Source organism: Haemophilus parainfluenzae (assembly GCF_900450995.1).
Lineage (GTDB): Bacteria > Pseudomonadota > Gammaproteobacteria > Enterobacterales > Pasteurellaceae > Haemophilus_D > Haemophilus_D parainfluenzae_O.
Genome location: NZ_UGHY01000002.1, coordinates 1,515,496 through 1,542,090 on the forward strand (window position 1 = coordinate 1,515,496; position 26,595 = coordinate 1,542,090).

The 26,595-nt window shown below is 40.5% G+C and carries 26 protein-coding genes, 1 other RNA gene and 1 pseudogene; 17 read left to right on the plus strand and 11 right to left on the minus strand.

The genetic code is table 11. The features are described from left to right. The first annotated feature begins 124 nt into the window (after positions 1–124). The 6 genes from purH (at position 125) to DX522_RS07705 (ending at position 6,634) form a co-directional block, all read left to right on the plus strand. The gene (gene purH / locus DX522_RS07680) at positions 125–1,723 is read left to right on the plus strand and encodes a bifunctional phosphoribosylaminoimidazolecarboxamide formyltransferase/IMP cyclohydrolase (RefSeq protein ID WP_115180371.1); all 1,599 of its coding nucleotides are present in this window, start codon (positions 125–127) and stop codon (positions 1,721–1,723) included. Between the two features lie 90 nt (positions 1,724–1,813). Beyond that, entirely contained in the window at positions 1,814–3,100 is a 1,287-nt protein-coding gene (gene purD / locus DX522_RS07685) for a phosphoribosylamine--glycine ligase (RefSeq protein WP_115180372.1), read from the plus strand. Between the two features lie 24 nt (positions 3,101–3,124). Beyond that, complete coding sequence (locus tag DX522_RS07690) at positions 3,125–4,348, plus strand: DUF711 family protein (protein ID WP_115180373.1); 1,224 nt, start codon at positions 3,125–3,127, stop codon at positions 4,346–4,348. Between the two features lie 63 nt (positions 4,349–4,411). After that, positions 4,412–4,981, plus strand: a complete 570-nt coding sequence (locus DX522_RS07695) for a hypothetical protein (protein WP_115180374.1) — start codon at positions 4,412–4,414, stop codon at positions 4,979–4,981. 115 nt (positions 4,982–5,096) lie between these two features. Then, positions 5,097–6,359, plus strand: coding sequence for a serine hydroxymethyltransferase (glyA, locus tag DX522_RS07700; RefSeq protein ID WP_115180375.1), 1,263 nt, complete (start codon positions 5,097–5,099; stop codon positions 6,357–6,359). After that, the gene (locus tag DX522_RS07705) at positions 6,359–6,634 is read left to right on the plus strand and encodes a DUF1294 domain-containing protein (RefSeq protein ID WP_115180376.1); all 276 of its coding nucleotides are present in this window, start codon (positions 6,359–6,361) and stop codon (positions 6,632–6,634) included. Before glyA ends, DX522_RS07705 begins: the two co-directional genes overlap by 1 nt. Before the next feature lie 71 nt (positions 6,635–6,705). On the opposite strand, the gene dsbB is transcribed toward DX522_RS07705, so the two are convergent. Continuing rightward, positions 6,706–7,239, minus strand: a complete 534-nt coding sequence (gene dsbB, locus DX522_RS07710) for a disulfide bond formation protein DsbB (RefSeq protein ID WP_115180377.1) — start codon at positions 7,237–7,239, stop codon at positions 6,706–6,708. An 18-nt stretch (positions 7,240–7,257) separates the two neighbouring features. Beyond that, positions 7,258–8,796 (minus strand): Na(+)/H(+) antiporter NhaB, encoded by a 1,539-nt coding sequence (gene nhaB / locus DX522_RS07715; protein WP_115180378.1) that lies wholly within the window; start codon positions 8,794–8,796, stop codon positions 7,258–7,260. A 133-nt stretch (positions 8,797–8,929) separates the two neighbouring features. Here nhaB and fadR point away from each other — a divergent pair, with 133 nt between their 5' ends. From fadR to ruvX, 4 genes are all read left to right on the plus strand, one after another. Next, positions 8,930–9,649 carry a fatty acid metabolism transcriptional regulator FadR gene (gene fadR, locus DX522_RS07720; protein ID WP_115180903.1) on the plus strand — a complete coding sequence of 240 codons (720 nt, stop codon included), beginning with the start codon at positions 8,930–8,932 and terminating at the stop codon, positions 9,647–9,649. A gap of 68 nt (positions 9,650–9,717) precedes the next feature. Beyond that, positions 9,718–10,452, plus strand: coding sequence for a 16S rRNA (uracil(1498)-N(3))-methyltransferase (rsmE, locus tag DX522_RS07725; protein WP_115180379.1), 735 nt, complete (start codon positions 9,718–9,720; stop codon positions 10,450–10,452). Then, a complete protein-coding gene (locus DX522_RS07730; RefSeq protein WP_115180380.1) occupies positions 10,452–11,012 on the plus strand; it encodes a YqgE/AlgH family protein in 561 nt (186 codons plus the stop codon). Before rsmE ends, DX522_RS07730 begins: the two co-directional genes overlap by 1 nt. Next, complete coding sequence (gene ruvX, locus DX522_RS07735) at positions 11,012–11,431, plus strand: Holliday junction resolvase RuvX (protein ID WP_049362326.1); 420 nt, start codon at positions 11,012–11,014, stop codon at positions 11,429–11,431. Before DX522_RS07730 ends, ruvX begins: the two co-directional genes overlap by 1 nt. 48 nt (positions 11,432–11,479) lie before the next feature. On the opposite strand, the gene pgeF is transcribed toward ruvX, so the two are convergent. Both pgeF and rluD read right to left on the minus strand, forming a co-directional pair. Further along, the gene (pgeF, locus tag DX522_RS07740; RefSeq protein WP_115180381.1) at positions 11,480–12,217 is read right to left on the minus strand and encodes a peptidoglycan editing factor PgeF; all 738 of its coding nucleotides are present in this window, start codon (positions 12,215–12,217) and stop codon (positions 11,480–11,482) included. Position 12,218: 1 nt separating this feature from the next. After that, positions 12,219–13,191: pseudogene (gene rluD / locus DX522_RS07745) on the minus strand (23S rRNA pseudouridine(1911/1915/1917) synthase RluD). A gap of 109 nt (positions 13,192–13,300) precedes the next feature. Here rluD and DX522_RS07750 point away from each other — a divergent pair. The 7 genes from DX522_RS07750 (at position 13,301) to DX522_RS07780 (ending at position 19,773) form a co-directional block, all read left to right on the plus strand. Next, positions 13,301–14,092: an outer membrane protein assembly factor BamD gene (locus tag DX522_RS07750; RefSeq protein ID WP_115180382.1), complete on the plus strand. Its 792-nt coding sequence runs from the start codon at positions 13,301–13,303 to the stop codon at positions 14,090–14,092. A gap of 92 nt (positions 14,093–14,184) precedes the next feature. Next, positions 14,185–14,382: non-coding RNA, 6S RNA (gene ssrS, locus DX522_RS07755), on the plus strand. 26 nt (positions 14,383–14,408) lie between these two features. After that, the gene (locus DX522_RS07760) at positions 14,409–14,981 is read left to right on the plus strand and encodes a 5-formyltetrahydrofolate cyclo-ligase (protein WP_115180904.1); all 573 of its coding nucleotides are present in this window, start codon (positions 14,409–14,411) and stop codon (positions 14,979–14,981) included. Positions 14,982–15,116: 135 nt separating this feature from the next. After that, positions 15,117–17,687: an ATP-dependent chaperone ClpB gene (clpB, locus tag DX522_RS07765; protein ID WP_115180383.1), complete on the plus strand. Its 2,571-nt coding sequence runs from the start codon at positions 15,117–15,119 to the stop codon at positions 17,685–17,687. Between the two features lie 112 nt (positions 17,688–17,799). After that, entirely contained in the window at positions 17,800–18,393 is a 594-nt protein-coding gene (mog, locus tag DX522_RS07770) for a molybdopterin adenylyltransferase (protein ID WP_115180384.1), read from the plus strand. A 1-nt stretch (position 18,394) separates the two neighbouring features. Next, on the plus strand, positions 18,395–18,733 hold the full coding sequence (gene glnB, locus DX522_RS07775) for a nitrogen regulatory protein P-II (protein WP_115180385.1): 339 nt from the start codon (positions 18,395–18,397) through the stop codon (positions 18,731–18,733). Further along, complete coding sequence (locus DX522_RS07780; protein WP_115180386.1) at positions 18,733–19,773, plus strand: AI-2E family transporter; 1,041 nt, start codon at positions 18,733–18,735, stop codon at positions 19,771–19,773. Before glnB ends, DX522_RS07780 begins: the two co-directional genes overlap by 1 nt. A gap of 82 nt (positions 19,774–19,855) precedes the next feature. Here DX522_RS07780 and secF read toward each other — a convergent pair whose 3' ends face one another. The 7 genes from secF to queA form a co-directional block, all read right to left on the minus strand. Further along, complete coding sequence (secF, locus tag DX522_RS07785; RefSeq protein WP_115180387.1) at positions 19,856–20,830, minus strand: protein translocase subunit SecF; 975 nt, start codon at positions 20,828–20,830, stop codon at positions 19,856–19,858. 10 nt (positions 20,831–20,840) lie between these two features. Further along, complete coding sequence (secD, locus tag DX522_RS07790) at positions 20,841–22,691, minus strand: protein translocase subunit SecD (RefSeq protein ID WP_115180388.1); 1,851 nt, start codon at positions 22,689–22,691, stop codon at positions 20,841–20,843. A gap of 23 nt (positions 22,692–22,714) precedes the next feature. Next, positions 22,715–23,005 (minus strand): preprotein translocase subunit YajC, encoded by a 291-nt coding sequence (gene yajC, locus DX522_RS07795; protein ID WP_005695468.1) that lies wholly within the window; start codon positions 23,003–23,005, stop codon positions 22,715–22,717. 102 nt (positions 23,006–23,107) lie between these two features. Beyond that, positions 23,108–23,335 (minus strand): sulfurtransferase TusA family protein, encoded by a 228-nt coding sequence (locus DX522_RS07800; RefSeq protein WP_115180389.1) that lies wholly within the window; start codon positions 23,333–23,335, stop codon positions 23,108–23,110. A 3-nt stretch (positions 23,336–23,338) separates the two neighbouring features. After that, complete coding sequence (locus DX522_RS07805) at positions 23,339–23,851, minus strand: hemerythrin domain-containing protein (RefSeq protein ID WP_262054195.1); 513 nt, start codon at positions 23,849–23,851, stop codon at positions 23,339–23,341. Positions 23,852–23,915: 64 nt separating this feature from the next. Beyond that, a complete protein-coding gene (tgt, locus tag DX522_RS07810) occupies positions 23,916–25,064 on the minus strand; it encodes a tRNA guanosine(34) transglycosylase Tgt (RefSeq protein WP_065243046.1) in 1,149 nt (382 codons plus the stop codon). Between the two features lie 111 nt (positions 25,065–25,175). Next, positions 25,176–26,267 carry a tRNA preQ1(34) S-adenosylmethionine ribosyltransferase-isomerase QueA gene (gene queA / locus DX522_RS07815; RefSeq protein ID WP_115180391.1) on the minus strand — a complete coding sequence of 364 codons (1,092 nt, stop codon included), beginning with the start codon at positions 26,265–26,267 and terminating at the stop codon, positions 25,176–25,178. Positions 26,268–26,595 lie beyond the last annotated feature (328 nt).

Sequence of the window (26,595 nt, forward strand, 5' to 3'; positions counted from 1 at the left end):
ATCGCTTAAATAAACCACCGCACTTTAAGTGCGCTTACCAGGAAAATTTTCTCTATATAAACGCAAACGTTTGCGTTATAATTCACCCCGCTTATTTTTAACCATTTAATGAAAGGAAAATGTAATGACAGATCGTCCAATTCGTCAGGCTTTACTGAGTGTTTCTGATAAAACCGGTATCGTAGAATTTGCTCAAGGCTTAGTACAGCGTGGTGTAAAACTACTTTCCACAGGCGGTACCGCAAAATTATTGGAGCAACATGGTTTGCCGGTGACTGAAGTGTCTGATTATACGGGGTTCCCTGAAATGATGGACGGTCGTGTGAAAACCTTGCATCCAAAAGTGCATGGCGGGATTCTTGGTCGTCGTGGTACAGATGATGCCATCATGCAGCAACATGGTATTGAAGGCATTGATATGGTCGTCGTGAATTTATATCCGTTTGCCGCCACCGTGGCTAAACCGGATTGCACCCTAGCTGATGCGGTTGAGAATATCGATATTGGTGGTCCAACCATGGTGCGTTCTGCAGCGAAAAACCATAAAGATGTGGCGATTGTAGTAAATAATGGTGATTTCAATGCAATTCTTGCGGAAATGGATAAACACCAAAACAGCTTAACACTTGAAACCCGTTTTGACCTTGCGATTAAAGCCTTTGAACATACCGCTCAATATGACTCCATGATTGCCAACTACTTTGGACAAATGGTGAAACCGTACCATGTAGCTGAGGAAGAAGATGCGAATGCGAAGTGCGGTCAATTCCCACGGACTTTAAATCTTAACTTCGTTCGTAAACAAACCATGCGTTACGGTGAAAATTCTCATCAAAATGCAGCCTTTTATGTTGATTTAAATGTGAAAGAGGCGAGTGTAGCTACAGCTCACCAACTACAAGGTAAAGCCTTGTCTTACAATAATATTGCTGATACTGATGCAGCACTTGAATGCGTGAAAGAATTTGATGAGCCGGCTTGTGTGATCGTTAAACATGCCAATCCATGTGGCGTGGCTTTAGGAAAAGATATTTTAGAAGCCTATAATCGCGCTTATCAAACCGATCCAACTTCTGCATTTGGCGGCATTATTGCTTTCAACCGTGAATTAGACGAAAAAACCGCGAATGAAATTGTGGAACGCCAATTCGTTGAAGTGATTATTGCACCGAAAGTTTCTGCTGAAGCGCAAGAAGTGGTGAAACGTAAGAAAAATGTTCGTTTGCTTGAATGTGGAGAATGGCAAGCGCGTACCCAACGTTTAGATTTCAAACGCGTGAACGGTGGCTTGTTGGTGCAAGATGCGGATTTAGGCATGGTAGGCTTGGATGATTTGAAAGTGGTCAGCAAACGTCAACCAACGGAACAAGAATTAAAAGACTTATTATTCTGCTGGAAAGTGGCGAAATTTGTGAAATCCAATGCCATTGTTTACGCCAAAGATAACCAAACCATCGGCATTGGTGCAGGTCAAATGAGCCGTGTATATTCGGCCAAAATTGCGGGTATTAAAGCACAGGACGAAGGCTTAACCGTAGCCGGTTGTGTAATGGCATCTGATGCTTTCTTCCCATTCCGTGACGGCATTGATGCAGCGGCGAAAGTAGGGATTCAATGTGTGATTCATCCAGGTGGCTCAATGCGCGATCAAGAAGTCATCGATGCAGCAGATGAACATAATATGGTGATGGTATTGACTGGAATGCGTCATTTTAGGCATTAATTTATGTCGTCACTTCGCTCAATGAGCGACTTATTCCTTCCCCCTCTTTGCTAAAGAGGGGATTAAATTCAAAAAGATACAAGGAGCATTATGAACATCCTCATCATCGGAAATGGCGGTCGTGAACACGCTCTGGCTTGGAAGGCGGCGCAATCTCCATTAGCGGATAAAATTTTCGTTGCACCGGGCAATGCGGGGACAGCGTTAGAACAAAAAGTCGAGAACGTGAATATTGCTGCAACGGATATTCCTGCGTTGGTTAAATTTGCCCAAGATAATCACATTGGTTTAACGATCGTGGGGCCTGAAGCGCCACTTGTGATTGGGGTGGTGGATGCGTTTCGTGCAGTCGGTTTAAACATTTTCGGACCAATGCAAGCAGCTGCGCAATTGGAAGGTTCAAAAGCGTTTACCAAAGATTTTCTCGCTCGTCATAAAATCCCAACAGCGGAATATCAAAACTTCACCGAAGTTGAACCGGCATTGGCGTACTTACGTGAAAAAGGTGCACCAATTGTCGTAAAAGCAGATGGTTTAGCGGCGGGCAAAGGCGTCATCGTGGCAATGACATTGCAAGAAGCGGAAGAGGCTGTGCGCGATATGCTTTCTGGCAATGCCTTCGGTAAAGCCGGCAGTCGGGTGGTCATTGAAGAATTTTTAGATGGCGAAGAAGCAAGTTTTATCGTCATGGTGGATGGTAAAAACGTCGAACCTATGGCGACTAGTCAAGATCATAAACGTGTAGGCGAAAATGATACAGGATTAAATACTGGCGGTATGGGCGCGTATTCGCCTGCGCCAGTGGTGACACCAGAAATTCATGATCGCATTATGCGTGAAGTGATTTATCCAACAGTCAATGGCATGGCGGCAGAAGGCAATGTTTACACCGGTTTTCTGTATGCCGGATTAATGATTATTCCAAATGGTCAGCCGAAAGTGATCGAATTTAACTGCCGTTTCGGTGATCCGGAAACCCAACCGATTATGTTGCGTTTGGAATCGGATTTGGTGGATCTTTGTCTTAAGGCTTGTGATGGAAAATTGGACGAAGTGAAATCCCAATGGAACCCGAAGGCTTCTTTAGGTATCGTATTAGCAGCAGAAGGTTATCCGGGAGATTATCGCAAAGGCGATGAAATCAGCGGTTTGCCTCAAAGTGCGGTCGAAAATGAGAAAGTTTTCTTAGCGGGCGTTGCAGAGGAAGGCAAGTTAGTCACGAACGGTGGTCGCGTGCTTTGTGTTACTGCGTTAGGCGAAAGTGTATTTGAAGCGCAACAAAAAGCGCTAAAACTGGCTGAGCAAATTCAATGGTCTGGACGTTTTTATCGTCGAGATATTGGTTATCGTGCTGTTGAACGTGAGCAGCAAAAATAACTACATTAAATGTTAAGGTATCGCATGGATTATAAAAATAAAGAATTATGTCGTATTCGCACAATAAGTTTTTTTCTAACATTACATAAAGATAAATCGCAATGGGAAAGCGCACTTTATTCGGTGAAACGTGATGTTGATTTGTTATTGCCTGCTGTGCAGAAAGCTGGTTATACCTTGCAATCGATTCGAGTCATTACCAATCCTTTTGGTGAATATTTGGATTTAACCAATTTGCAGACGGCAAAAGCAGATTTACAGTATTTAACGGAGTTATTGAATAAATTTAATGAAAGTGGAATTCGTATTCGATTTGCTATTGGTGCAGCTAGAAATACAGAGGAAATTGCTTTATTGCCTGAGTTAATCTCGGCTTATGGAGACTTGTGTAATGCTTGTGTCAACGTGCCATTAGATGAAAATGGTGTGTTAGATAATGAACTCATTGAGCAATCTGTTTATGCCGTACAAAAAATTGCAAACATCACACCACGTGGTGAAGGTAATTTTAACTTTACTGTCAATTTTAACTGTAAGCCATTTATTCCTTATTTCCCTGCCGGTTATCATCTAAGTCATTTGCCAAACAGTTTTGTCATTGGTTTAGAAACACCAGATTTATTAGTCGAAGTATTAAAATCTGTACCAAAGTATCCTCATAATCAATTTTATGCAGATTGCTATCAAGCTATGTCGCAGGCTCTGCAATATCATGTAGATGAAATACTAGATATGTTAAGTGCGGTCAAATTGTCGGGTGCATTTGAATTTGCAGGCATTGATAGTTCGGCGGCACCATCTAAAAATTGTGCATCCATGACAAAAGTTTATGAATTAATGGGATTGCCATATTTTGCTGCGGCTGGTTCAGTAGAAGTTTCTGCTTTACTGACAAAAGTTTTTAAATCAATCCAACACGTGCCATTGGTTGGGTTTTCTGGATTGATGTTGGCGGTGACAGAAGATTTAGGTTTAGCCGAAGGTACACAAAAACACTATTTTGATATCCGTGCTTTACTGACTTATAGTGCAGTATGTGGTATCGGTTTAGATACGGTTCCTGTGGCGGGAAATGCTAAGGCTGAAAGTATAGCGGCTATTATGCGTGATACGGGAACGATGGCATTTCGCTTAAATAAACCGCTAACTGTGCGTTTATTCCCAATTCCGAATAAGGTTGCAGGTGAAATATCCGAATTTGAGGGTGATGATTTATGTAACTGCCGTCTTTTACATATTCCAGATTAAATAAAATTTTTCCTACTTTGTACTGATGAATGTTATCTCTACTGTCAATAAAAGGAATATCTCATGAGAAAATTAATATTGGGTGGTCTTGTTGCTGTATTATTCTCAGGGTGTACGGTAGCTCATCAGCAAACTGAACAAGAACAAGCTTTAGTCGGCGATTGGATTTGCCATGTTAAGCCTGCGGCAAAAGCCCCTTTACCAGTCGAGCATTTTGATTACATCACCTATCGAGCAAATCAAACTGTGCTGATGCGTGGTATCTCTCAGATTGATACAAAAGAAGGCTGGATGCGTTATTTATTGCAAGCTAAAGCTAAATGGCAGGCGAATGATGACAAGTTAAGTTATGACTTTACGGATCGCCTATTTAAAACCGCGCATTCACCACAAGTCGCGAAAATTATTGAACAATCTCCAGAATTTAAAGAGTATGATAAGGAACTTGTTTCACCTTGTAATAGTTGCGGTAATCATTTGGATATGAAGATTAAAATGAAAAGCCCAACCAGTATGACTAATTTTAATACTTATACGAAAGAGACCAGCCAATGTCGTAAACTGGGTGCAGGCGAGAAAACAAAAGAAGTTAAACTAATTGAGAAATTAGTGAAAGAAAAAGGCTCGATTTAGATAAATGAATGTTTTTCATTGTAATAATGAAAAATATGATCGAAATTTTTGATTAAGTTTTTACTTGGAAACAGGTAAACTATACACAAATAATTCAAGCAACGAGGAAAACACAATGTTTAAAAAAAGTATGAACATCGCTGATTACGATCCAGTTCTATGGCAAGCCATTCAGGACGAAAATCGTCGTCAAGAAGAGCATATCGAGCTTATCGCATCTGAAAACTATGCGAGTCCACGCGTAATGGAAGCTCAAGGTTCACAATTCACTAATAAATACGCTGAAGGCTATCCAGGTAAACGTTATTACGGCGGTTGTGAGTATACTGACATTGTGGAACAGTTAGCAATTGACCGTGCGAAAGAATTATTTGGTGCAGATTACGTGAATGTTCAACCGCACTCTGGTTCACAAGCTAATGCTGCGGTGTATGGTGCATTGATTAATGCGGGCGATACTATTTTAGGTATGGATTTGGCCCACGGTGGGCACTTAACTCACGGTGCAAAAGTAAGTTTCTCTGGCAAGATTTATAACTCAGTGCTTTATGGAATCACTGCGGATGGCTCAATTGATTATGAAGATGTTCGTCAAAAAGCATTAGAATGTAAACCAAAACTTATCGTTGCTGGTTTCTCGGCTTATTCACAAGTTGTGGATTGGGCGAAAATGCGTGAAATCGCAGATGAAGTTGGTGCGTATTTATTTGTGGATATGGCGCATGTAGCGGGATTAATTGCAGCGGGTTTATATCCAAATCCACTACCGCATGCACATGTTGTTACAACAACAACCCATAAAACATTGGGTGGTCCGCGTGGTGGTTTAATTCTTTCATCTTGTGGTGATGAAGAAATCTACAAAAAATTACAATCATCTGTATTCCCTGCAAATCAAGGTGGTCCATTAGTTCATATTATTGCGGCAAAAGCAGTTTGCTTTAAAGAAGCATTAGAGCCTCAATATAAAGAATACCAAGCAAATGTGTTGAGAAATGCAAAAGCAATGGTTGAAGTATTTAAACAACGTGGTTATGACGTTGTGTCAAATGGTACTGAAAACCACTTGTTCTTAGTAAGTTTCATCAAACAAGGATTGACGGGTAAAGCAGCAGATGCAGCATTAGGTAAAGCAAATATTACAGTGAATAAAAACGCTGTACCAAACGATCCGCAAAAACCATTTGTTACTTCAGGTATTCGTGTAGGTACACCATCTGTGACTCGCCGTGGTTTCAATGAAAATGATGTGCGTGAATTAGCTGGCTGGATGTGTGATGTTTTAGATGCTTTAGGCAAAGAAAATGAAGAACAAGTGATTGCTGAAACTAAAGAAAAAGTATTAGCAATTTGTAAACGTCTTCCTGTTTACGCATAATGCTGATTCAGCTTTTATTTGTGATGTTAGCGGCGGTAAATATCGCCGCTTATTTTTTTATGTGGAAAGACAAAGTCCGCGCGGTTCGTCATGGCTGGCGAATTTCTGAAAATACTTTCTTTCTATTAAGCCTTCTTGGTGGGTTTATTGGTGTTTATTGCGGGATGAAACGCTTTCGTCATAAAACAAAACACTTCAGTTTTAAATTTGTTGTTATTCTCAGTGCCTTTGTTTGGTTGATCTTAATGCCTTATTGGTATTTCTTTCTTGAATAATGTTGGCAGAATAACTTTCAGTAATAAAAAAGCCTAGAGGATCTCTCTAGGCTTTTTAGTATGCGATTAGACTACTTAAAAATGAGGCGTCGATTTCGACTTTTCTTCACTTGCGAAAGTGTAATTAATCCCAACACAATGACATAGACAGCGAAAATAAATACCAACCATTGCACCATCGTGATGCCGAAAAGTGACCATTGGCTTTCATTACAGCTACCAGTTGGATTGAACACCGCAGGTAGCCATTTATGGAATGGTAACGTTTCTGGAAAGTTTGGTATAAATTCACATTGTTTCCATGGCGCAGGGTTCATTTGTAAATCAAGGTGACGAATTGAGATCATTAATCCTTTGATTGCACTAAATAAACCCACAATAAGAGCAAGAATGCGGACAATAAGTGAACTAGGGTCTAAGGCGCCGATAAGACCAGCGACGAATAAACCCACAACAGCTAAACGTTCATAAACACAAAGTACGCAAGGTTGTAACCCCATACCATATTGAAAATAAAGTGCGGTCGATTCTAAGGCAAATGCAGTAAATGCCAAAAAGATCCATGCCGAACGCTTAAGGGACAATTGCTTAAAAAAGTCGAGCATTCTCTCTCCTATGTTTTATTAAATTGGAAGAATTAAGCCAAGGTTAGCAAGCCAAATTGTTACCCCAGGTAGTATAAATTCAATTGAAAGGAAACCAACTAACGTTAATACAATAGTATAAGGCAATGCCATGTAGACCATTCTACCATAAGAAAGTTTAATTAACGGTGCAAGCGATGATGTGAGTAAGAACAAGAATGCAGCTTGACCGTTTGGTGTCGCAACAGAAGGTAAGTTTGTCCCTGTATTGATTGCTACAGCAAGTAATTCAAATTGATGCGGTGCAATAGCACCTGTCGCAAGCGCATGTTTCGCTTCATTGATATAAACCGTTGCAACGAATACGTTATCCGAAATTGCGGAAAGTAAACCGTTGAAACCGTAGAATAGCGCTAACTGTGTTTTCTCTTCAGAACTTAATACGAAGTGAATAATTGGCGCAAAGAGTTTTTGATCGATAATCACCGCAACAATAGAGAAAAATACCACTAATAACGCAGTGAAAGGTAAACTTTCTTGGAATGATTTACCAATGGCATGTTCATCAGTTACACCTGTAAAGGTTGTTGCAAGAATAATCACACTTAAACCAATCAAGCCGACAGCCGCTAAGTGGAAGGCTAAGCCTAAGATCAACCAAACCGCGATAATAGCTTGGACAGAAAGACGAATCTTATCTTGTTTAGACATTTTTTGTGCATTTTCGCGATCTAAATCCGCTAAGACTTGCCATACTTCTTCTGGTAGTTTTTCGCCATAACCGAATGCTTTAAATTTTTCAACTAAAATACAAGTGAGTAATCCACAGATAAAGACAGGAACAGTGACTGGCGCCATACGGAAGAAAAATTCAATGAAATTCCATTTAGCTTGTTCTGCAATGATTAAGTTTTGTGGTTCGCCCACCATGGTCATTACACCACCGAGTGCAGTCCCCACGCCAGCGTGCATCATTAAACTACGTAAGAAAGAGCGGAATTTTTCTAAGGTTTCGTGATTATTGATTTTGTTATCATCAGAAATATCAACCGCATCTTGTAGGTTTTTGCCTGATGCGACTTTGTGATAAACCCCATAGAACCCCATGGCAACACTGATAATGACTGCTACAACTGTTAGTGCATCTAAGAATGCTGAAAGAAAGGCAGCACTGAAACAGAATGCTAAAGAAAGGGCGATTTTAGAACGAATGCGCACTAATAGTTTGGTGAAGACATAAAGCAAAAGTTGCTTCATAAAATAAATACCAGTCACCATGAAGATTAAAAGTAAAACCACTTCAAAGTTTGCTACGATCTCTGCTTTAACGTGTTCCGCATTTGTCATACCAATAGCAATGGCTTCAAATGCTAATAAACCACCTGGTTGAAGAGGGTAACATTTTAATGCCATGGCTAGGGTGAAAATAAATTCTGCGACGAGTAACCAGCCAGCCACAAATGGGCTTACCCAAAAAAATAAAATTGGATTAATTACCAGGAAGGCAATAATGGTTAATTTATACCAATCTGGACTCGTTCCCAGAAAGTTTTTCATAAATGCTTGTGTGTAAGTCATATCGAACTCCGTTTTTTATAGTCCTGTCATTGTAATATATACTGCTTTAAAGGATAATAGACCAGTTGAAGATTTAGTGAATAAATCACATTTTTTTGATCTTTTTAGACTTTTTTATATTTATTTCATACTCATGCAAACAGATAATACCCTTTTACGGGCTCAAAGCCCAGCCGCGCTTGCCGAAGAATATATTGTTAGAAGTATTTGGGATGATGTATTTCCCGCTGGCACTAACCTTCCTTCTGAACGTGATTTAGCTGATAAAATCGGCGTCACACGCACGACATTACGTGAGGTATTACAGCGTTTGGCTCGTGATGGCTGGCTTACCATTCAACATGGCAAACCGACAAAAGTCAATGATATTTGGGATACAGCGGGTCCAAGCATTATTGAAACCTTAATTACTTTAGATCGTCAAAGCGCGCCGTTAATCATTGAAAATATGCTTTCATTGCGTAGTCGTATGTCTGAATCTTATATTTATGAAGCTGTAAAAAATTCGTATAAAGCTTCGGTTGGTTTGTTTAAGGGGCTAGATTCATTAGAAAATACTGCTGAAAGCTATATGGAATTTGACTATGCGCTATTTCGTCAGTTTACCGTAATGGCTAATAAACCTTTCTATCGTTTGATTTTTAACAGTTTGCGTGGGGTTTATCACAAAATAGGGTTATTGTTTTTCAGCAAAGAAAAACATCGCCAAGTAACTTATGATTTCTATGTTGAATTGCGTGAGATTTGCGAAAAAGGCCAGTCAGATTTGGTGGTGGACTGTATTCGTAAACACAAACAAGTTACTTCCGCTTACTGGCGAGCCATTTTAGAAAATTTGCCAAAAGATTTATAGCAGCAGAATAATATTAAAAGTGCGGTTGAAAATGACCGCACTTTTCCTTATATCAAAGACTCAATATTATGCGAATTCCAAGAATTTATCATCCCGAATCCCTTAAAAATCAATCTATTTGCCAACTTTCAGAGGACGCGGCTAATCACGTAGGACGTGTGCTTCGTATGACTGAAGGTGAGCAAATTGAATTATTTGATGGAAGTAATCATATTTATCCAGCGAAAATTATTGAAGCGAGCAAAAAAGCCGTTAAGGTGGATATTCTTGGTTGTGAATTAAGTGATAAAGAGTCGAATTTATCGATTCATTTAGGGCAGGTTATTTCACGTGGTGATCGAATGGAATTTACCATTCAAAAATCCGTAGAGTTGGGCGTGAATGTGATTACACCATTATGGTCAGAACGCTGTGGCGTGAAGTTAGATGGTGAGCGTATGGATAAGAAAATCCAACAATGGCAAAAAATTGCCATTGCAGCTTGTGAACAATGTGGCCGTAACGTTGTGCCAGAAATTCGTCCGTTAATGAAATTACAAGATTGGTGTGCAGAAAATGATGGCGCGTTGAAATTGAATTTACATCCAAGAGCCCAATATTCTATTAAAACCTTGCCTTCTATTCCCAAAGAAGGGGTTCGTTTGCTTATTGGTTCAGAAGGCGGTTTATCACCTCAAGAAATCGCTCAAACTGAACAACAAGGATTTACTGAAATTTTATTAGGAAAGCGTGTGTTACGCACAGAAACGGCTTCTTTAGCAGCGATTAGTGCGTTGCAAATTTGTTTTGGAGATTTGGGATAATGATGGATTTACAAGGGCAATTTTTAATTGCGATGCCACAGTTGGAGGATTATTTCCAAAATACTGTGGTGTATATGTGTGAGCATAATGAGCAAGGTTCGATGGGCTTAGTGATTAATCAACCCACTGATTTAAGTATTGCTGAGTTGTATTCAAAAATGAATTTTATGATGAAAAATGACCGCACTTTTAGCAATGAACTTGTGCTTGCAGGTGGGCCGGTACATTCTGAGCGTGGTTTTATTCTGCATAAGAAAACTGCGAAAGAATTTGAGCATAGTTATAAAATTACCGATGAGATGTATCTCACCACATCGGCTGATATTGTGGAAACCTTTGGTTCAGAGGATGCGCCCGAAAAATATCTTGTTTCGCTCGGTTGTGCCAGTTGGACAGCGGGACAGCTAGAACAAGAGATTGCAGATAATGCATGGCTAGTCGCGCCAGCGTCAGACACCATTTTATTTGAAACGATTTATGAAGATCGTTACCCCGCCGCGAATCAATTATTGGGGATTAATCCTCATAATTTTGTCTTTTCACAAGTAGGGCATAGTTAATGGACATCACGGCAATCGCGTTTGATTTTGGCACAAAAAGCATTGGTTGTGCCGTCGGGCAAAGTATCACGGGGACGGCGCAAGCGTTACCGGCATTTAAAGCGCAAGATGGAATTCCAAATTGGGATGCTATTGAAAAATGCTTAAAAGACTGGAAACCTGATGTTATTGTGGTGGGGTTGCCTTTAAATATGGATGGTACCGAGCAAGATTTAACACTTCGTGCGAAAAAATTTGCCAATCGCTTAAATGGTCGTTTCGGTATCAAAGTCGAACTGCAAGATGAGCGCTTAACGACGGTTTCTGCTCGAGATGAAATTTTTCAGCGTGGTGGTTATCGTGCTCTCAATAAAGGTAAAGTAGATGGGATCTCTGCTTGCCTGATCTTAGAAAGTTGGTTTGAAAACTATTCAGAATAAGCCAAAAATAAACCGCACTTTAAGGTGCGGTTTGTTGTATTGATAGGTTTATTTTTTTATCCAAATTAGACTCGCCATTCTTCCTGTTTTGCCATCTCGACGATAGGAAAAGAAGCTCTCTTTTTCATTGAATGTGCAATGCTCCCCGCCGTAAATTTGGGTAATTCCTAATTTGTTGAGACGTTGTGTGGCGATTTGATAAAGATTGCCAAGGTATTTTCCTGCTTCATTCGGATCGGGTCGAAAAGCCATTTCTGCAATCGGGTTAAAAGCCATAAATTGCTCAATCACTTCTTTACCAACTTGGAATGCATTAGGGCCGATAGCAGGGCCAAACCACGCAATAATCTCTTCGGGGGCAGATTGGAAACATTTCACGGTTTCTTCTAATACACCATCACAGAGCCCACGCCAGCCCGCATGTGCCGCAGCTACTTCAGTCCCTTGCTTATTGGTGAATAAAACCGGCAAGCAATCAGCCGTCATCACTAAACATACTTGGTTAGGTTGATTGGTGTAAACCGCATCAGCTTCGAAATTATTGCCCTCATAAGGTATCGTAATCACACGAGTACTGTGCGTTTGATTTAAAAACAACGGGAAATGTGGCAGATTAAATTTTTCGACCAATAAAGTGCGGTTAGTTTTGACTGCACTTTTATCATCTTCGACATGATCACCCAAATTGAAACTATCGAAAGGCGGCAGGCTTACGCCACCTTCTCTTGTGGTTGTAAAAGCTTGGATATGTGGTGGAACATTCCAGTTTGGAACAATGGTTTTCATCTTAGTAATCCAACTCGTCTTTGTGTTCGAGGTAATCCGCTTTTAAGGCATGCAGTAATTCGACAAAGTCATCTGGCAATGGGGCATACCATTCCATCATTTCACCTGTGATAGGATGAGCTAAACGCAACATAACCGCATGTAAGGCTTGGCGTTTAAAATTGCGTAGCACCTCAGTGAAGGCTTCGCTTGCATTTTTAGGTGGGCGAGGGCGGCCTCCGTAAGTTTGATCACCCAATAGTGGATGTGCAATATGTGCCATGTGAACACGAATTTGGTGAGTACGGCCCGTTTCTAAACGTAAGCGTAAGCGGGTGTAATTACGGAAATTCTCCATAATGCGATAGTGCGTCACAGCTGGTTTACCCATTGGGTGAACCGCCATCAATGTGCGTTTTGTGGCATGACGAGCCATTGGCTGATCTACGGTGCCACCTTTGGTCATAATGCCACTAGCAACGGCTTCGTATTCACGAGTGATCTTACGTTTTTGTAAATCGCGCACAAGTTTCGTTTGTGCAGGAATCGTTTTAGCGACAACCATGAGACCCGTTGTGTCTTTATCTAAACGATGCACAATCCCTGCGCGCGGTACTTCGGCAATAGGTGGATAGTGATAGAGTAGCGCGTTAAGTACCGTGCCATTTGGATTGCCTGCACCAGGGTGAACCACAAGATCTTTAGGTTTGTTAATCACGATAATATCGTCATCTTCATAAACGATATTGAGCGGAATATTTTGTGGCTCAAAACGGTTTTCATCTTCCACTTCTACCGAAATTTCAATTTGCTCTCCGCCATAAACTTTTGCACGGGGATATCGGTAATTTCACCGTTCATTTTTACTTGTTTTGCTTCAATCCAGGTTTTTAAACGCGAACGGGAATATTCTGGAACAACTCTGCGAGGGTTTGGTCTAAACGCTGTCCCATTTGTTCGGGCTGAACTTCAGCCGTTAAGGTAATTTGTGGCATAAAAAATCCATCTAAAAATTTAAAAAGTTGGCTTATTGTGTAATGTTCTATACAATATTCGTTAATTGTAACTTATTTATTGATTTTCGTAAAAATTAAGGAAAAAAGAATGCGTAAAATAAAATCTCTCGCGCTTATTGCTCTTACCTCATTCGCTATTGCAGCTTGTAGCAGTGGTAATAAAGAAGTGGAGCAAGCTTCTGTTGATGAGCTTTATTCAAAAGGCGCGGCTGCATTACAAGAAGGAAGCTATTCTGACTCGATTCGTTATTTAAAAGCAGCGACAGAGCGTTTCCCTGGTAGTACTTACCAAGAGCAAGCAATGCTTGATTTAATTTATGCAAACTATAAAACACAAGATTACACAGCAACGTTGGTTACTGTAGATAACTACTTACAGCAATTCCCACAAAGTCCAAACCGTGACTATGCAGTGTATATGGCGGGTTTAACAAACTTAGCGACTGCCGATAACATGATCCAAGATTTCTTTGGTATCGATCGTGCAACGCGTGAAACAACTTCAATGAAAACGGCGTTTTCTAACTTCCAAAGCTTAGTGCGTGCGTTCCCAAATAGCCCATATTCACAAGATGCGGTAGCACGTATGGCGTATATCAAAGACTCATTAGCACGTCATGAATTAGAAATTGCTAAATTCTATGCAAAACGTGATGCGTGGGTTGCGGTATCAAACCGTGTAGTGGGTATGTTGCAACAATATCCGGATGCAAAAGCGACTTACGAAGGTTTATTCTTAATGAAAGAAGCATACGAGAAAATGGGTTTACAACAATTAGCGAACCAAACCCAGCAAGTTATCGATGCGAATAAAGATAAACAATTTGCGGAAGTTAAAAAACCGGAAGAGTCTGATTTAACTCAACCAGTTAAAAAATAATTCTCGTCCCTTGTGGGACGAGCTTGAATAAGCAAAATTATTCAAATAAAGGCTAGTCAAACTAATCAAATTGAGCTAGTATAAATTTAAAAGATTTCCTGGGGTGTTCGTGGATGGGTTATGTCCCTGAGCCGATACTTAGAACTTTATAAATCGGTTTCCCGCCATTGGTGTGTAGGCTTGACCTTTGACTTTGTCATTGGACTAAAGAAACCTAAAAATGGCCTTACCGGTTTCCTTGGACCGTCGGGTTCAAGGACTACTACTCGTAGCGGCACTCTGGGACCTTCCTCTTAAATCCATTCTTTCCAATCGAATGAAATCAACACAGCAAACGCTTCGCAATCAGCTCCGTCAACAAATTCGTAAAACACGAGCCAATTTGACCGCACTTCAGCAGCAACAGGCAGAAGATTCCATCACTCAGCAAGCGCTTGCATTAATTGAAGCACAAAATGCGCAGCATATTGCCTTGTATGTTTCCTTTGATGGTGAAATCTCCACGGAGAAACTGATCAAAACCCTTTGGGCACAAGATAAACACGTTTATTTGCCGGTATTGCACCCTTTCAATCCTAATCATCTTTTGTTCTTACGTTATTTGCCAGATACACCAATGGTGAAAAATAAATTTGGCATTTGGGAGCCCAAACTTAATGTACAAAACGTATTGCCTTTGGATGAATTAGACATTCTTTTTACACCACTTGTTGCTTTTGATAAACAAGGGAATCGTCTTGGCATGGGCGGTGGTTTTTATGACCGAACCTTACAAAATTGGCAAAATTCTTCTTTTATTCCTGTGGGATTAGCTCATCAATGTCAGCAAGTTGAACAACTTCCAACAGAAGTATGGGACGTGCCACTTCATCAAATCTTAGTTGCTTAAACCTATCAAGAAGTAAAATTTGATAGAAAAAATTAAAAATTGTCGATTTTTTCTCTTGAAATACCAAAAAAGGGTCTTATTTAATTACTCATAAAGGGGATGACCCCGAGTATTTAATGCAGGAGAAGATAAGATATGAATATTGAAAAATTTACCACTAAATTCCAACAAGCACTCAGTGAAGCACAGTCATTAGCGCTTGGTAAAGATAATCAGTTTATCGAACCAGTGCATTTATTGGCCGCACTTTTAAATCAACAAGACGGTTCAATTGCACCAATTTTAACGACCAGTGGTGTGAATGTAGCGTTATTGCGTAATGAATTAAACGCCGAATTGAATAAATTGCCACAAGTGTCGGGTAATGGCGGTGATGTGCAAATTTCCCGTCAATTACTTAATTTGTTGAATTTATGTGACAAATTAGCTCAACAAAAACAAGATAAATTTATTTCTAGTGAATTGTTCTTATTAGCCGCGCTTGAAGAGCGAGGCACATTAAATGACATTTTGAAAAAATGTGGTGCGAAAAAAGAACAAATTCTACAAGCGATCCAACATATTCGTGGAGGAGAAAGCGTGAACGATCAAAATGCAGAAGAAAGCAGACAAGCTCTTGAAAAATATACCATTGATTTAACAGCTCGTGCTGAAAGTGGCAAACTCGACCCGGTTATTGGTCGTGATGAAGAAATTCGTCGAGCCATTCAAGTATTGCAACGTCGTACCAAAAACAACCCGGTATTAATCGGTGAGCCTGGTGTAGGTAAAACCGCTATTGTAGAAGGTTTAGCACAACGTATTGTTAATGGTGAAGTGCCTGAAGGCTTAAAAAACAAACGTGTACTTTCTTTAGATATGGGTGCTTTGATTGCCGGTGCGAAATACCGCGGTGAGTTTGAAGAGCGCTTAAAAGCTGTTTTAAATGAATTATCAAAAGAAGAAGGTCGCGTGATCCTCTTTATTGATGAAATCCATACCATGGTTGGTGCAGGTAAAACTGATGGTGCGATGGATGCGGGTAACTTATTAAAACCAAGTTTAGCACGTGGTGAATTACACTGTGTGGGTGCAACAACACTAGATGAATATCGTCAATATATCGAGAAAGATGCCGCACTTGAGCGTCGTTTCCAAAAAGTCTTTGTGGATGAGCCAAGTATCGAAGATACCATTGCGATCTTACGTGGTTTGAAAGAGCGTTATGAGATCCATCACCATGTAGATATTACTGACCCGGCAATCGTGGCAGCAGCAACGCTTTCACACCGTTATATTTCCGATCGTCAATTGCCGGATAAAGCTATCGACTTAATCGATGAAGCCGCTTCGAGCATCCGTATGGAAATTGACTCTAAACCAGAGCCGCTAGATCGTCTTGAACGCCGTATTATCCAATTAAAATTGGAACAACAAGCATTACAAAAAGAAGAAGACGAAGCAAGTCGTAAGCGTTTAGACATGTTAGAAAAAGAGCTTGCTGATAAAGAACGCGAATACGCTGAACTTGAAGAAGTTTGGAAATCAGAAAAAGCGACCCTTTCAGGTTCACAACACATCAAACAAGAGTTAGATGCGGCGAAAACTGAAATGGAACAAGCACGTCGTGCAGGTGATTTAAGTAAAATGTCTGAGCTTCAATACGGTCGTATTCCTGAATTGGAAAAACAACTTGCTGCCGCTGAAACCAGCGAAGGCAAAGAAATGACCTTATTGCGCTATCGTGTGACTGATGAGGAAATTGCCGAAGTGCTTTCTAAAGCAACAGGTATTCCTGTTTCTAAAATGATGGAAGGTGAGAAAGAAAAACTCTTACGCATGGAAGAAGAATTGCATAAACGCGTGATCGGTCAAGAAGAAGCGGTAGATGCGGTAGCAAATGCGATTCGTCGTAGCCGTGCAGGGCTTTCAGATCCTAATCGCCCAATTGGTTCATTCTTATTCTTAGGACCAACTGGTGTAGGTAAAACAGAGCTTTGCAAAACTTTGGCGAAATTCCTCTTTGACAGTGAAGATGCGATGGTACGTATCGATATGTCAGAGTTTATGGAAAAACACAGCGTATCTCGTTTAGTGGGGGCACCTCCAGGCTATGTCGGCTATGAAGAAGGTGGTTATTTAACTGAAGCGGTGCGTCGCCGTCCATATTCGGTGATTTTGCTCGATGAAGTGGAAAAAGCACACGCAGATGTATTCAACATTTTATTACAAGTGTTGGATGATGGTCGTTTAACTGATGGTCAAGGTCGTACAGTAGACTTCCGTAACACCGTGGTGATTATGACCTCTAACTTGGGTTCTGATTTAATCCAAGGCAGCAAAGACGAAAGCTATGGCGAAATGAAGGCCTTAGTGATGTCAGTGGTGAGCCAACATTTCCGTCCGGAATTCATCAACCGTATTGACGAAACGGTGGTATTCCATCCACTTGGCAAAGACAATATCCGTGCGATTGCAAGCATTCAATTAGAACGTCTAGCAAAACGTATGGAAACTCGTGGCTACGAATTAGTGTTTACCGAAGCGTTATTAGATTTCATTGGTGAAGTCGGTTACGACCCAATTTATGGGGCGCGTCCATTAAAACGTGCAATCCAACAAGAGATCGAAAACAGCTTGGCTCAACAAGTTCTATCTGGTCAATTATTACCAGGTAAAGTGGTCACCGTGGATTATGTGGATGGCAAAGTTCAAGCCAGACAATAATTTGTAAAATGAAAAGCCATTTAGTGAAAGCTAAATGGCTTTTTTATGCTTTGGTAAAAGATAAAATAGGGTAGAATGACGCTGTTTATTGCGTATAAAAATGAGGAAGAAAATGACCGTACTTTTAAAAATTGGTTTGGTTTCAGTGTCAGACCGTGCATCAAGTGGTGTGTATCAAGATCAAGGGATTCCCGAATTACAACAATGGTTAGAACAAGCATTGGTGGATCCTTTTGAAGTGGAAACTCGATTAATTCCAGATGAGCAGCCATTAATTGAACAAACACTGAAAGAATTAGTGGATGAGCACCATTGTCATTTAGTGCTTACAACAGGTGGTACCGGACCAGCAAAACGTGATGTGACACCTGATGCCACATTAGCGGTAGCCGATCGTGAAATGCCTGGATTTGGCGAGCAAATGCGTCAAGTGAGTTTACATTTTGTGCCGACAGCGATTTTATCTCGTCAAGTTGGTGTAATTCGTAAAAACAGCTTAATCTTGAATTTACCAGGGCAGCCGAAAGCCATCAAAGAGACTTTAGAAGGCGTGAAAGATGAGCAAGGCAAGGTCTTAGTGAAAGGGATTTTTAGTGCGGTGCCTTATTGTTTGCAATTAATTGATGGTATTTATATTGATACCAAGCCTGAGGTGATTACAAGCTTCCGACCAAAAGCCGCACGTCGCGAAAATTTGGAGAAATAAGATGAAAAAAATCGAAGCCATTATTAAGCCATTTAAATTAGATGATGTGCGTGAAAATCTATCTGATATTGGCATTAGCGGAATGACCGTGACTGAAGTCCGTGGTTTTGGTCGTCAAAAAGGGCATACAGAGCTTTATCGTGGTGCAGAATATATGGTGGATTTTCTGCCTAAAGTGAAAATCGAAATTGTCGTGCCAGATGATTTGCTTGAGCAATGCCTTGAAACCATTATTGAAACCTGCCAAACAGGCAAAATCGGTGATGGAAAGATCTTTGTTTATGATGTAGAACGCGTGATTCGTGTTCGTACAGGCGAAGAAAATGAGGAAGCCATTTAGTGGAAAAAAACTTAAATTTTAACCGCACTGTAGTCGCTATGGCGGCTTTAGTGATTGTGTTTGCGGGAATTAAACTGGCGGCAGAGATTGTTGTGCCTTTTTTATTGGCATTATTTATCGCCATTATTTGCTCGCCAGTGATTAAAGCAATGACACAACGCAAAGTGCCACATGGTATTGCGATTGCCTTGTTGTTTATCTTGATTTTAATTGTATTCTTTTTCCTGGCGGGATTAATTAACAGCAGTGTGCAGGAATTTACACGCTCGATCCCTCAATATAAAGTGCTGCTTTCGGAGCGTATAAATGACGTCATAGCATTAGCTCAAAAACTGAAATTGCCGATTGTGATTTCTCGCGAAGCCATTATGGAGCATTTTGATCCGAGTGTGATTATGAACTTTGTGAGCCGTTTATTATTAAACTTTTCTGGCGTCGTGACGAATGTTTTTGTGTTGATCTTAGCGGTGATTTTTATGCTACTTGAAGCACCGACGATGAAGTATAAACTTGCTTTAGTGTTAAGTGATAATGAACATGATGTTGTCGCGGAAGAACATCATATTGATCGTATTTTAGACGGTGTGATTAGTTATCTTGGCGTGAAAACAGTGATTAGTTTGCTTACCGGTATCTCGACGTGGATTTTGTTGGATGTGATGGATGTCCAATATGCCATTTTATGGGCGACGTTAAGCTTCCTATTAAATTATATTCCGAATATTGGTTCAATTATTGCAGCGGTGCCTATTATTGTTCAAGCGTTATTGCTGAACGGATTTGGTGTAGGAATGGGCGTAACCGTCGGTATCATTGCATTAAATATTGTGATCGGTAATATTATTGAACCGAAAATGATGGGTAAAACCTTAGGTCTTTCTACCTTGGTCGTATTCTTTTCATTACTTTTCTGGGGATGGTTACTTGGTACGGTAGGTATGTTACTTTCTGTGCCGCTGACAATGGCGTTTAAAATTACGTTGGAAAGCTCCGAATCAACGAAGAAATATGCGGCTTTATTAGGTGATGTAAACGAATAAAGTGCGGTCATAAAATGACATTATTTTAGCAATAAAAAAGCCACCGCTATGGTGGCTTTCTTTTTATCTTGTGTTCGATAGGTTAAGGTAAATCATCGACTTCTTTATCCACTTTTGGTGAAATCATATGTTCACGGCGTAGGCCGATATCATAAGCAATCGCAATCGCGATAAAGATTGATGAGTAAGTACCAAAACCGATACCAATTAATAACGCTAATGAGAAGTTATGAATTGATGGACCACCAAAGAAGAACAAGGCAATCACAACAAGAAGCGTTGTGAGAGATGTCATGATGGTTCTCGATAAGGTTTGCGTTAGGGAAATATCAATAATATCAATGGTTTCTACACGGCGAATTTTGCGGAAGTTTTCACGCACACGGTCGAATACCACGATACTATCGTTGATGGAATAACCTACAACGGAAAGAATTGCTGCCACGAAGGTTAAATCCATTTCGACTTGTAATGCAGAGAATACACCGAGTGTAATCACCACATCATGCGCAAGTGAGGCAATACCACCAAAACCTAAACGCCATTCAAAACGTGAGCCAACGTAAATTAACATCATTGCCAAAGTCGCAAGGGTCGCATAAACAGCACCTTGAGCCAGTTCTTCACCGACGTTTGGACCCACAAATTCAATACTGTTAATATGAATATTTGGATCAATCGTTTGAAGCATGCTTTTAACGTGATCACCAATGGCAGAATCGTTATTGTCAGCTGGTAATCGGATCATCACGTCTTGTACAGAACCAGTTGTTTGTACAATCGGGCTTGCAATACCATTTTGATTTAATGTGCCACGGATTTTCTCTAAATCAGCCGGTTGTGAGAAGTGAGTATCAAATACCACACCACCGGTAAAATCCAAGCCCCAGTTGAAGCCTTTTGTCACAATGAAGAAGAGGGAAATCGCCATTAAAATCGCAGAAAATGCGTATCCCACAAATCTCACTTTCATAAATTCAGTGAGAGGGAATGGCAATTTAATCCCATTCACTTCACGGATAAAATGTCCGTTTTTATCTTTTGCAAATAATCTCATCTTATCCTACCTAAATTGATAATTTTTCAAGACGTTTACCGCCGTATAGGAAGTTCACGATAGCACGTGTTCCGGTAATTGCCGTAAACATTGAAATTGCCACACCTAATGCAAGAGTTACCGCAAAGCCTTGAATTGGGCCAGTACCCACAGCATAAAGAATGATTGCCGTTAAAATTGTAGTTAAGTTTGCATCGAAGATGGAGGTGAATGCACCGTTATAACCTTCGTTAATGGCTTGCTGGATTGGACGACCATTACGAATCTCCTCTTTGATACGCTCAAAAATAAGTACGTTGGCGTCCACCGACATCCCCAGGGTTAATACGATACCCGCAATCCCCGGCATAGTGAGTGTTGCACCTGGTAGGATAGACATCAAACCAACTAATAAAACGATATTAATCACCAAGGCAAAGCTTGCGATAATACCGAAGATTTTATAGTAAATCAGCATGAAGACAATGACGGCAATTAAGCCCCAGAAGCTTGCATCAATACCTTGTTCTACGTTTTGTGCACCAAGAGAAGGTCCGATTGTACGTTCTTCAACGATTTGCACTGGCGCGATTAATGCACCTGATTTTAATAACATAGAAAGGTTTTGTGCTTCTGCAGAGCTACTTACACCAGTAATTTGGAAGTTAGAACTAAAGCGACCTTGAATGGTTGCGACGTTAATGACTTCTTCATTTTTCTCTAAAATGGTTTTGCCATTTTCGTCTTTTTTACCGTTGTCTTTGTATTCTACATACAAGGTTGCCATTGGTTTCTTATAGTATTTCTTGGTGGTTTGCGACATGATTTCGCCACCTTCACTATCCAAGGTTACACTTACTTGTGGCGTACTGGTGTTTTGGTCTAAACCCGAGCTTGAGTTGATGATGTGCTCACCACCCAATACGGCACGTTTGTAAAGTGCAACAGGTCTACCTTGACGGTCGTATTTGATTTCTGTATCAGAAGGCAACATACCACGAGCAGCGGACTCAGGGTTCACTAACGAATTCACAATGCGGAATTCAAGTGTTGCGGTTGCCCCTAAGATTTCTTTTGCACGCGCCGTATCTTGAACACCCGGTAATTCGATTACGATACGTTCTGCACCTTGACGTTGGATAACCGCTTCAGCTACGCCTAATTCAGCGACACGTTTACGTAAAATCGTTAAGTTTTGCTCGATCGCTAAGTTACGTGATTCTGTTAATGCCGCTTCAGAAAGGGCAAGGTTTAAGGTGTTGTCACCAATATCAGACACGTCTAATGTTGGGTGTAACTGACGAATAATACGCGCTGCTTTTGACATTTGGTCTGCGTTTTCTAATGTGACCGTTGTACCAAATTTGTCGCCATTTTTAATCGCCGTAAACTGAATTTTTTCTTTACGTAATTCGTTGCGTAATGTGTCTTGTAACTGTTCTTGGCGTTTAGCAAGGGCGGAATTCATGTCCACTTCCATCAAGAAACGTACCCCACCACGTAAGTCCAAACCCCATTTCATCGGGTTAGCACCAATGCTGCTTAACCAAGCCGGTGTTGCCGGTGCAAGGTTTAATGCTGTGGTGTAGTTGTTGCCAAGTTTTTCTGCAATTTTATCTTTGGCAAGAAGTTGGTCATCTGTGTTGGTGAAACGGGCAAGAATAGAGCCATTTTCAAGAACGATAGATTTGGTTGGAAGGTTATTTTCTTTCAGTACGTTTTGTACTTCAGTTAATGCGGTGGTGTCTGCTTGTTGTCCGCGAGTACCAGAAATTTGCACCGCAGGATCTTCACCATAGATATTTGGAAGAGAGTATAAAGCACCAATGGCGACCACAAGGATCACCATTAGATTCTTCCATAATGGGTAACGATTTAACATAGTTTTCCCTTTAGGAATTTAAATTAGAGAGATTTTACAGAACCTTTCGGTAATACTGAAACGATATAGTTACGGTTAATCGTGATTTCAGTAGTATCGTTTAAAGCGATAACAATTTCAGCACCTTCGGTTACTTTAGTGATTTTACCAATCAAACCACCGGCGGTTAATACTTCAGTGCCTTTCGCTAATTCAGACATTAATTTTTTGTGTTCTTTATTACGTTTTGCTTGTGGGCGGTAAATCATAAAATAAAAAATTAAACCGAAGATCACGAAAATAAATAATGTGGACATTGGGCTTTGTGCTTCCATTGTGTTTTCCTTATAAAATGAAAAGTTAAAAGTGTGCGTAAAATACCATAAAACGGCATTCAGTAAAAGCCGATGAAGGCAATAACGCCTAGAATTTTGGGATTAATTGATTTTTTTCAAGCAAACTTCGAAGATTTGTTCGGAAAGCCAATGTTGCTCCACTAATTCACATTGATTTTCTTCACAAAAAACAACAAAGTTTTCTACCGCACTTTGACGATTTAATTGCAAAACTAATTCATCATTTGGCGCTAAATTTGCCAAAGCCTTCTTCGCGGTTAAAAGCGGAATCGGGCAGGAAAGTGCGGTCAAATTTAATTGATATTTCATGATTTAAGCTTGGCGACGAGCAAACATAATTTTGCCCATAGCCGTGAGTTGTTCTGCTGATAAATATTGCTTACCAAGCTCAAATAGCGGCTCTTCAAGGGCAATGTGTCTATCATAGCTCGCCACAAACAGCGTAATCAGCCTTTCATCTACATCAGTGCGTTTTTCAACAATTAATTCTTCTAGCTGCTCGGAAAGCTTTGTCCAATTTTCATGCAAAGTAACATGTTGGCGTTCTAATTCATCCACCGACTCTTTCGCTTGAGGTGCTTTTTCAATTAAAGCGGGGAAAAAGTCTTTTTCTTCATCATCATGGTGAAGTGGTGCAGCATGATTAAAATACTGCAAAATAGTTTTCACATCATTTAATACGGCTTGATTCACGCCATTTTTTTCTAAATAACTAGGAAGAATGGTGAGCTGCTTGCAAAAGCGTTTCACTTTACTATGACAAGCATAAAGCATATCAATCGGCTCATTCCAAGTGGCAAATTGTTGAGGTTCGAGGATTTGCATAAGGTTTCCTTTGTTAAAAAGTGCGGTCAAAAAACGCTTCATTTTTCTACCGCACTTTCATCAATTATGATTTATCCGCTAATTGTAATGGTGGAACAGGTTTGCCCATGCGAGCATAGAATTCCACCACAAAATCATCAAAACGATCGTCTTCGATAGCTTGACGAATTTCCGCCATTAAACGTTGATAATAGCGTAAATTGTGAATGGTATTTAAGCGTGCACCTAAAATTTCACCGCATTTATCTAAATGATATAAATAGGCTTTTGTGTAGTTTTTACAGGTGTAGCAATCACATTCAGGATCTAATGGGCTCGTATCATCGCGATATTTTGCATTACGGATTTTAACAATGCCGTCAGTCACGAATAAATGACCGTTACGTGCGTTACGGGTTGGCATTACGCAGTCAAACATATCAATACCACGACGCACGCCTTCCACTAAATCTTCCGGTTTACCTACGCCCATTAAATAACGCGGTTTATCAGCCGGGATTTGTGGGCAGATGTATTCTAAAATGCGGTGCATATCTTCTTTAGGTTCGCCTACCGCTAAACCGCCCACCGCATAACCGTCAAAGCCAATATTCACTAAACCTTCTAGTGATACTTTGCGTAATTCTTCAAATACGCCGCCTTGAATAATACCGAATAGCGCATTTTTATTGCCTAATTCATCAAAGCGATCGCGGCTGCGTTTTGCCCAACGAAGAGACATTTCCATGGATTTTTTCGCATAATCGAAAGTCGCTGGATAAGGCGTACATTCATCGAAAATCATCACGATGTCAGAACCTAAATCATATTGAATTTCCATGGATTTTTCAGGTGAAAGGAAAATGCGCTCACCGTTAATTGGGTTTTGAAATTTCACGCCTTCTTCGGTGATTTTACGTAATTTACCTAAACTAAATACTTGGAAACCGCCACTGTCAGTCAAAATCGGGCGATGCCATTGCATAAAGTCATGTAAATCACCGTGTTTACGCATGACTTCTTGACCTGGACGAAGCCATAAATGGAAGGTGTTACCCAATAAAATTTCAGCACCCGTCGCACGCACTTCTTCTGGTGTCATGCCTTTTACCGTGCCATAAGTACCCACTGGCATAAATGCAGGGGTTTCAACGGTGAACGTACCTTGTGGACGTTCAAATACCAAGCGACCACGACGCGCATTGCCACTGGTTTTATCTAATTCATATTTCATTTTTTTCCTCAACGAATAAACAGTTCGTAGGTTGTTGTTCAATAAAAAAGCCTGTTAGTACAGGCTTCTTGATAGGTATTTTATGAGTTGGTTGAAAATAAGTCAAACCACTTATTCTAACCCTTTCACATTGGGATTTTTAGTAATGAACATCGCATCGCCATAACTGAAAAAACGGTAGCGATTTTCGACCGCACTTTTATAGGCGTTCATGGTGTGGCTAAAGCCTGCGAAGGCAGACACCAACATAATCAATGTGCTTTCTGGCAAGTGGAAGTTGGTAATCAACGCATCCACCACGCGGAAGGACTTGCCTGGATAAATAAAAATGGACGTATCAGAAAAATAAGGTTCAATTAAATCAGGGTTGCCATTTTCTTCTGCAGATAGGGCGGCAGTTTCGACAGAACGTACTGATGTTGTACCTACTGCAATGACGCGTTTGCCCACTTTTTTCGTTTCAATAATGGCATTGCAGACTTCTTGAGAAAGCTCCACATATTCCGCGTGCATAATGTGATCTTCAATATTTTTAACACGTACGGGTTGGAATGTGCCTGCGCCCACGTGCAAGGTCACAAATTCAAAATTAACGCCTTTTTCGTGTAATTTTTGTAACAGTTCATCATCAAAATGCAAGCCAGCCGTTGGCGCAGCCACTGCACCAGGCACTTTGTTATACACGGTTTGATAGCATTCTTGATCCGCTTCTTCATCAGGGCGATCAATATAAGGCGGCAAAGGCATATGACCGATTTCTTGTAACACATCAAGCACATTGCGACTTTTATCCGATAATTCCACTTCAAAAAGCGTATCTTGACGACCCACCATAATGGCTTTTACGCCATTATTCTCACCCAGTTTATCTTCGCCTAAAAATAATTCTGCGCCTTCTTTCGGGGCTTTTGATGAGCGAATATGCGCTAAGAAATGATGTTCACTTAAAACACGTTCGACCAACACTTCAATTTTCCCGCCGCTGGCTTTACAACCAAACATACGAGCAGGGATTACGCGCGTATTGTTAAAAATCAACAAATCCCCTTCGTCGATTAAATCCAATACATCCGTAAAAGTGCGGTGAGAAATTTCCCCGTTTTCGCCATTAAGCTGTAGCAAACGGCAAGAAGAGCGATCTTCTTTAGGGTAACGAGCAATCAGCTCATCTGGTAAGCCAAAATGAAAGTCAGAAACACGCATAATTGTAAATCATGAAAGCTAAAAATGGGGCATAGTCTAGAGCGAATAAGGGGGAAATACAAGGGGGAATATTGTTGGGCATGAATCGGGTTGAGAGATAGAGTGGGAAGGCAAATATTATACTATTCAAATTTATTAAGTTTTGTTTCAACGCATAGCCACCCGAAGGTGGCTGCAACGTTATTCATCTCGCTTTACTTGCGATGATTTGGTTTCAACGCATAGCCACCCGAAGGTGGCTGCTCCCTACATAAAAAAGCAAGACAAATCAGCAAATTAAATACCGTATTTCGCTAACTGATTTTATGATAAGGAGTTTAGTTAGTAT